At 59.1% G+C, this 7,583-nt stretch carries 8 protein-coding genes; 6 read left to right on the forward strand and 2 right to left on the reverse strand.

Annotated elements, in window-relative coordinates; all coding sequences use genetic code 11:
- Positions 1 to 73: 73 nt before the first annotated feature.
- The 4 genes from ACH2ED_RS05990 to ACH2ED_RS06005 are packed head-to-tail and all read left to right on the forward strand — an operon-like array spanning position 74 to position 4,333.
- Positions 74 to 568 carry a hypothetical protein gene (locus ACH2ED_RS05990; protein WP_395089302.1) on the forward strand — a complete coding sequence of 165 codons (495 nt, stop codon included), beginning with the start codon at positions 74 to 76 and terminating at the stop codon, positions 566 to 568.
- Positions 568 to 1,356 (forward strand): hypothetical protein, encoded by a 789-nt coding sequence (locus ACH2ED_RS05995; RefSeq protein ID WP_395089304.1) that lies wholly within the window; start codon positions 568 to 570, stop codon positions 1,354 to 1,356. Before ACH2ED_RS05990 ends, ACH2ED_RS05995 begins: the two co-directional genes overlap by 1 nt.
- Positions 1,331 to 2,815 (forward strand): terminase large subunit domain-containing protein, encoded by a 1,485-nt coding sequence (locus ACH2ED_RS06000; RefSeq protein WP_395089305.1) that lies wholly within the window; start codon positions 1,331 to 1,333, stop codon positions 2,813 to 2,815. Before ACH2ED_RS05995 ends, ACH2ED_RS06000 begins: the two co-directional genes overlap by 26 nt.
- Before the next feature lie 21 nt (positions 2,816 to 2,836).
- Positions 2,837 to 4,333, forward strand: a complete 1,497-nt coding sequence (locus ACH2ED_RS06005) for a DUF935 family protein (RefSeq protein ID WP_395089307.1) — start codon at positions 2,837 to 2,839, stop codon at positions 4,331 to 4,333.
- Between the two features lie 1,327 nt (positions 4,334 to 5,660).
- Here the strand turns inward: ACH2ED_RS06005 and ACH2ED_RS06010 are convergent.
- Both ACH2ED_RS06010 and ACH2ED_RS06015 read right to left on the reverse strand, forming a co-directional pair.
- The gene (locus ACH2ED_RS06010) at positions 5,661 to 6,236 is read right to left on the reverse strand and encodes a host-nuclease inhibitor Gam family protein (protein ID WP_395089308.1); all 576 of its coding nucleotides are present in this window, start codon (positions 6,234 to 6,236) and stop codon (positions 5,661 to 5,663) included.
- 58 nt (positions 6,237 to 6,294) lie between these two features.
- A complete protein-coding gene (locus ACH2ED_RS06015; RefSeq protein ID WP_395089309.1) occupies positions 6,295 to 6,657 on the reverse strand; it encodes a hypothetical protein in 363 nt (120 codons plus the stop codon).
- 146 nt (positions 6,658 to 6,803) lie between these two features.
- On the opposite strand from ACH2ED_RS06015, the gene ACH2ED_RS06020 reads away from it, so the two are divergent.
- Together ACH2ED_RS06020 and ACH2ED_RS06025 are read left to right on the forward strand one after the other, a co-directional pair.
- The gene (locus tag ACH2ED_RS06020; RefSeq protein WP_395089311.1) at positions 6,804 to 7,040 is read left to right on the forward strand and encodes a hypothetical protein; all 237 of its coding nucleotides are present in this window, start codon (positions 6,804 to 6,806) and stop codon (positions 7,038 to 7,040) included.
- 3 nt (positions 7,041 to 7,043) lie between these two features.
- A complete protein-coding gene (locus ACH2ED_RS06025; protein ID WP_395089312.1) occupies positions 7,044 to 7,478 on the forward strand; it encodes a hypothetical protein in 435 nt (144 codons plus the stop codon).
- Positions 7,479 to 7,583 lie beyond the last annotated feature (105 nt).

Below are 7,583 nucleotides of genomic sequence, written 5' to 3' on the forward strand. Positions count from 1 at the left end.
CGGGTGGAAGTCGCAAGGGAATATTCGGCGGTAAATAATTCAAGTACTTCGCCGAAGGGGGATTGACAAAATTATGGGAGAGGCATACAATCGTGTCAACAGTTCCGCGCCCAGTGATGAGCGCGAGAACCGGCTTTCAGGCCTGACTACGAGCAAGAGTTCGGTTACCACTGAGGCTGTAACTGTCCCTGATTCCCACCCTTCTTCCGGTCGGCACAGCGCTACGGGGTGGCACCATGTCGGTGGTGTCCGCGAAAAACGGAACTCCCTGCGACAGTTCCGCCGCCTCTTCGGTAGGTTCGTTGCTGATGAGTGCGGAGTCCGCTTTGTCCCCGAGGTTGCGGGGTACGATCCCCGGCGCGCCGAAAAGACCCCAGAGAAGCGCGAACCTCTGACGGATGGTGATATTGCGCAGAGTGAGCGATTTCTGCGCGAGCTGATACGCCACCCGACTATTGATCCTGACCAGGAAGCACCCGTGGTGATCCAAGGTGAGGCGATACCTGCTCTTAAAGCCGCTATGCTCCAGGGTCTTGCCAGAGCCAGCCAGCCGAAGGGAGGAAGGTGATGTCCTCTAAAGTGCCAGAAATGGTTGTCACAGGGCGGTTGTCACAGACCCCGACCCGAGCCCGAACCCTAGACCGCCATGCCGAGTGGTGGGAGATGCGGCGTCAGGGCTACACAACCTACACTATCGCCGCAAAATTTGGAGTGAGTCAGCAAGCCGTTTCCAAGGCCATGCTCGCAATGGAAGAGAATCTCTACAAAGTTCTCGCCGCGCAAGCTGCCCCCATGAAGGCGTCCCAGACCGCGCAGCTTGAGGCGAACCTAGAACGCTCTCTTCTGGAGTGGGAGAAGTCCAAAGATGTGGGGCGCACTGAGCGCGAAGTCGAGAAGACTCTTGGCAAGCCTAAAGAGTCGCAGGAAGGTCAAGCCCACGGAGGGAGCCTGAAGCGCAGCCAGCGAGAGGAGCTTAAAGGCGAGTGGGATGATGTGGACTTGGAAGCGATTCCAGGCCTCTACTACGATCCTGAAACCGACGAAGAGACACTACCCGAGGAGCGCCCTAAGATCATCGCGGCCTACCTGCTCTCCGAGATTAAGAGGAAGGCGCTGGAGTCCACGGAGGCGCTCCTAGAGCGAACGCTGACCACGACAAGGCAATGGCAGTGCGGCGACCCACGCTACCTCGCAGAGATTCGCGCAAGCCTTGCCGACATCCGCAAGATCTGGGGGCTGGATGCGCCGGTAAAGCAGGAGATCGCAGGCGCGGGCGGTGGCCCCGTAAACATTGCGTTTACGGACAGCCTGAACAGGGTCTACGGCACAAGTGAATCCGAACCCATCACTCCTTGATCGTTACACGAAAGCCGCCAAGGAAGCCGGGCTCCCTAAAGAGATATTCTCGGTCTACCTGTCTGCTGGAATCGTTCTTCAGCCCAAGCAGCTGGAGTTCGCGGCGGCGTGTGCTCTCTGCGACAAAGACGGGGGGCCAACTGAAATCGGTTTTGGCGGTGCGCGTGGTGGTGGCAAGAGCCACGCAGGTCTCGCGGTGCTTGCGGCGGATTGTCTGCGCTACGACGGACTGACCTGCCTCCTGCTTCGTAAGGTCGGGAAGGCAAACCGGGAGAACTTTAACGAGCTTCGTATCGCGGTTCTGCGGGGCGTTAAAACGGTTTGGCATAAACAGGAAGGTATCCTGTTGTTTCCCAATGGCTCCAAGATCATCCTGGGGCACTTTCAGACAGAAAACGATATTGACGCCTACCTCGGCCTCTCCTACGATGTCATTCTTGTCGAAGAGGGCACGACTCTCACCAGCGCAAAATACAAGTACATCACGACTTGTAACCGATCTAGCAAACCGGGCTGGCGGCCCCGGATGTACTCGACGACGAACCCCGGAGGTATCGGCCATGCCTGGTACAAGGCAAGGTTTATTGCCCCCTTCCAGAAAAGCGTACAGGGCGATACACGCTTTGTGCCTTCTACGGTTGACGATAACAAGTGCATCAACACGGAGTATCGTGCGACGCTCGACAAGCTCACGGGCTGGCTCAAGCGTGCCTGGCGCTTCGGCGATTGGGACATTGCCGCAGGTCAGTTCTTCACCGCGTTTCGGCGCGATGTGCATGTCCGACCAGCCGATCAGATGCCAGAGCCCATTTGGGGGCTGCACCGTCTTTGGTGCGCTCTGGATTATGGCTACACGCACTACACGACGTGCTACCTTTTCCTAGAGCACGATGGCATCGTTTATGTCTTGGACGAGCACGCGGAGCGTAAATGGCTTCCCAGTCAACACGCCCCGGCGATTCACGCGATGCTGAAGCGGCATGGCCTTCGGGTGGATCAGCTCGATTGGTTTGTCGCGGGCAAGGATGTATTTGCACAAAAAGGCGACGCGAACGCTCGCACAATAGCCAACCAGTACGAAGATTGCGGCATTGTGCTCACCGGGGCGAACATGGATCGCATTTCGCGGGCGGGAGAGCTGCTCAAAAGGCTGGGTGATTTGGAATCTGATCCCGTGGTTGGCCCGAGCATCGTCATCTCCGAAAACTGCGCCCGCTTGGTGGAGTGCATTCCCGCGCTAGAGCACGACCCACACCGACCCGAGGACATTCTGAAGGTGGACACGGACGATGACGGGGTCGGTGGAGACGATGCTTACGATGGGGCGGGCTATGGCCTTATGTGCCTTACTGATGTTCGGGGCAAGATACTGACAGGCGGAACAACCCGCCCCGGCAGCACCTTCCAGCCAGGCGGACGGCCCAGCCCGAACGCACTACCTAATTTCGGACGCAGATAAAAGCTACTGTTTTTTGACACCATGAACGACGAACCGACACTAAAACAAACTCTCCTCACGGAGCAGATCGAGGGCAATGCCCCGGCCTTTACTCCCCAGGAGAATACCGTCGGCTCTGCGTATGCGTCCGCACTTGTCAACTCAGCCGGCGAACTTCAGGCTGACCCGAAGAAGGAGTACGTCTCTGGTGGCTGGTGGGGGCCGCTGGGGAGCTATCTTCAGGCGCTGGAACCGTGGATTGACGACATCACCCGCGACTTCGGCCCGGACATGTACGAGCGCATGGGGCGCGACCCACATCTCTACGGTGAGACACTGGCCTACAAGAGCGCGGTGCTCTCTCAGGGAGTGCGCCTGACCCCGGCGGTAAGTGGCGACGCGGTAGAGCAAGACGGCGACGGCTACAAAGCGGCAAAGCGCGTGCGTGACTTCTGCCAGAGCCTGCTCTCTGGCCTCGATACGCCGCTTATCCCGCTCCTGCGTGAGCTGCTCGATGCGTTCGGGCAGGGCTTCAAAGTGGCGGAGGTGGTGTACCGCCAAGAGAATGAATGGCTGGTTCCTCACAAGATCAAGCCCAAGCGCCGGGAGGCTGTTGCCTTCGTGGTGGACTCCCGCATGAATGTACAGGGGCTTCTGGGGGCGCTGGCGGGCCGCGAGACGTTCGCCATGAGCCTGACACAGATCATTGACCCGGCGCAGACACACAACGTCCTGCCGCGCTCCAAGTTCGCGGTTCTCACCTGGGACAGCCTCAGTGATCCTAGAGGCAAGAGCCAGTACCGCCCTTGCTACGATCCCTGGTGGCTCAAGCAGCAGACACTCGCCGAGCTTCAGAAGTTTATCGCGCAGGCTGCGGGAGAGCGGCTCGTCGGCTACACGGCGGAGGGGGCGCGGGCGGTGCAAGCCTACAATGCCGACGGCACGCCGCAGCTTGACTCCAGTGGGCTTCCCGTGCAGCTCCACCCGGAGCAGGCGATGCTTGATGCGATCCTTCAGCTTCGCTCGGGCGGTGGCGGCGCGTTCCCGTCCGGCTCAAAAGTCGAAGCACTGGCGAGCTCTACCGAAGGGCAAGCGATCTTTAGCGCCCTCGACTACTACGACCGGCAGATCAGCAAGGCGCTGCTCGGGCAGACCCTGGCGACAAACGAGGGACTGCACCAGGCGCGGGCGAGCTCTGAGACCGGCAAAGACGTCATGGACCTTATCACCGAGTACGGCGAGACGCTTCTGGCAGACATGATCCGGCGCGACATTTTGCGGGTGGCTGTGGCGATCAACATGGGGCCAAAGGCGCTGAAGTTCCTGCCACTGGTGAGTTTGTCCGCTGGTGAGGAGACGGACATCAGCAAGCTGGGGGCTGCGGTAAGCCAGCTCTTCACGGCGGGCTACTTTGCAGAAAACCAGCTCACGGCGCTAGACAGCAAGCTCGGGATTCCGGCGGCGGAGGGAGAGAGGGGAGTAGGTAAGCCGGTTCCTGGAGTGCCCACTGACCCAGCCGCCACGGAGACGACACCATGAGCAAGCAACACGCCCTAACCTTCTTTTCGGCGGGCAGGCTGTTTGCCCAGTTCGTGAACGAAACGGCGCACTTCGCCAAAGCGAAAAAGCCTGTGCCTGCCCCTCATCCAGATCGTAAAGAGGGAAGCTGGCGAACGACTATAACGGGTAAGCATTACTTTGTCGCTTCTGATGGTCAAGAGTTCCACAATGGGGGACACCCGCAAAACAACACCTACCGTTCGGTGGCAGTGCCGGTTCCCTCGGATGTCTTTCAGCGGCTTGATATCAAGCCGCTAAGAGTGACAGCAGATTACATCACGCTAGATAGAAAACATCAGGATCAATTTACGGGGCCGGAAGATGCAAAGCGTCATGTCGAAAGTGTCCTGAAGAATCCTACACATATTCTCCCTGGGGATGTGGAAGGACACCGCTTGATTGTCCGCAGAGACTCAACAGATAAGGCAGTTGCCTTAGATGTTGTTTTTAAGGGCGGGGCTTATCGTGTCCAGAGTGCTCACGTGTTAACATCAGGCCAGCTAGAAGCTAAGCTGTCAAAAATTCCTGAGGGCTGGAAGGCTGAGTTTTATATGCCCGCTGGAGGGTCCCACACCTCAGGTCCCATGAGTCACGGAGAAGCTCCGAGTTCGTTCTGGGGTGGTACCGTACCTTTGGATACGGATTCAACGGGTAGCTCTGTTATACCATGCCGCTCGGAGGTGCCATCCGCTGGAGGGTCCCACGCCTCAGGTCCAGCCAGTGAAACGTTACGCTCCGGCATTGCTGCTTTTCGTAGGCTCTTGTATCTGGGTGGTACCGTACCTTTGGATACGGATTCAACGGATGACACTTCTATTATATCGCTTTTCGCTCGGTTCTCCTTGGAGGAATCTGCTCGCACTAAGGCATCGTTTCGCGGAAGCGCAAAGCCAACCCGAAAAGCCATTGAAGAAGCTCGCCGCCAGAACTGCAACGCTTCCGACTCCTTTTGCCCGGACTGCGGCGCTGTCTACGAGTGGGCCAATGCGGAGGAGACGGGAGACGGCGTAGGGAGTTGCAACCACTGCGGAAGCCACAACGAGCCTGTAGATGGCACAGAAGCGCTGCGCACGCTATGGGGTGCGGCACCCCTAGGCGGCTCCATGCCGCACGGGAAGCTCGCACTCGAATCCAACTTCTTCGCCGACTTCTCCACCGCCGACTTCTCCGATGGCACTGTAACCGTTCCCGCTCTGCTCTCTCGCACGGGAAACTACGCCGACAAAGGGATTCACCTCACCGCCGCCGACTTCGACCGCGCCGCCGCTTCTGTCTCTCCCGCTTCTCCCGTGAGAATGAACATGGCTCATCTGCGCCGGGGCAGTGTCCTGGACGATGCGGGTCTGGGAGAAATCCAGCGCACTTGGAGGCGTGGCGACGAGCTCTGGGGGGAGATCGCTGTTCCGCAGTGGCTTGCCTCGCTTGCCCGTGAGCGCGGCCTGAAGCTGCCCGTGTCCTCGAAGTGTTTGGCGGCGTGCTCACGAAATGTCTTGCTGTCGAAGCGTTCCGTGGTCTCCTCGGTGATGGTTTCGGGCAGCACAAGCCGTGCGGTCTGGATTGCATCCGGTGCGCTCTCGATCACGATACGGGCAGGCACGGTGCGAAACCCGACCGTGCCCTGAAGTAGCGTCAGGCTCTTGCGCTTACCGCCCGACTTCTCCAGCTCCTGGCGCGTGAAGTTCTCCAGTTGGCTCCCGAACCTGTGCAGGAGCCCGTTTCTGTCGCTCTCGATCTGCCTCGCCAGGGCGCTTGCCTGCGCTGCCACGCGGTCTCTTTCTGCGTCTAAGTTTGCCAGCTTGCGCAGTAGCCAGTTTGCCCGCTCGGGGCTGTCAATGAGGAACTCTTCTCGCTCCTCGGTCTCTGTCGTTGTCTCTGTTTCCATTGTCTGCCTTGTCTTTCCGGGGGAGGGGTTCTGCCCTCCCCCTATCAATCACTCTCGACTACGCAATAGCCCGCCACTTGTCGGGCGCGGTTCCCCGGGTAGGGCACTCAGCACCTGCCATGCGCTCTGCGGCTTCATCGGCGATGCGATCCTCCTCCGCGTTCCGGGCGGATTCGCCTGTCAGTGCCGCCACTTGCCAGCCAGCCCAAACGGAATGTTTACAAACTCCAAAATCCCAGTTCGCTTTGAAGAAAGCGCAGGTGCAATCTCCGCGTGAATCCTTCGTGGGGACAATCACGGCGTACCCGTACTTGTCAGCGCGTCGAACGTTCCCGCCCAATGCTACCGGGACGTAAGGCTCAAAGGTGTAGCCTTCCTGATTCATCTTCAGCGCCCCGGCGGTTGCTACGCGGGTTGCCATTTTCTTAGTGTCACAGATCATTGATTTTCTCCCTTACCTCTCTCTGGAGGTATGAATAATTGTATCATAAGATACAAATAATGCAAGTAAAAACAGTATAATAATTGCTTGACGTGATACAATTATTCATGGTAAGATGCTCCCCAATGGGACTGATAGGAATGAGTGAAGCCGCCCGGCGCATGGGAGTGAGCAACGCCACGTCTGCCAGGCGATCCCTCCAGAATGCCGGGGTGGGGCTTGTGGTGATCCATGCCCGCGCCTACGCTGTGGAGGAGTCCGACCTAGCGGGCTACATGGCAAAGCGGGCGGCGGCGGGCGGCTTTGGGCCAGGGCGGCCCGACGGTATCCACACACCAAAGAGAAAGAAAACTGAGGACTGAACCGTGAGTATTGAAGTAGGTACTGAGGCGAGCCGCATTACTCGCGCCGCTCGACACATAGCGCAAGTGCAGATGCGCCTGGGGCCACTGCTGCGAGACATTCCCGCGATTGATGGCGCGTGGGACGAGCTGAACCAGGCCGCCGTGCAGCTCCACGCGGCGGGGGCACGAGCCAATACCGTAAAGCCCGAAGATCCGCTAGAAACCCTCACGCGCCTACACAAGAGCCAGGCGGAAGGCAAAGCGCTCCTTACTGCACTGGAGAACCTCCTGCCCCTTGCGGAGGCCCTGGACAAAGCGCGGGGCAACTGGGTAGGCGACATGGCCGACATAGAGCACGGAGAAACGCCAGGAACCAACTATGCCGAAGCGATTCAGGAGCTGCATCTGAGGCTGCTTGCGGAAGTCCGGGGAGCCAAGGGAGGCGGACGAGAGTGACTACAGACGAGAAACGCGCCGCTTTGCGCCGTGTCCCCCTGCCCGAAAGCGCCGCCCGTGTGGAAACCGGCGCGGTGCAGTTTGGAGACGCTCGGCCCGGCTACT

It is taken from the genome of Armatimonas sp. (assembly GCF_043757465.1).
Lineage (GTDB): Bacteria > Armatimonadota > Armatimonadia > Armatimonadales > Armatimonadaceae > Armatimonas.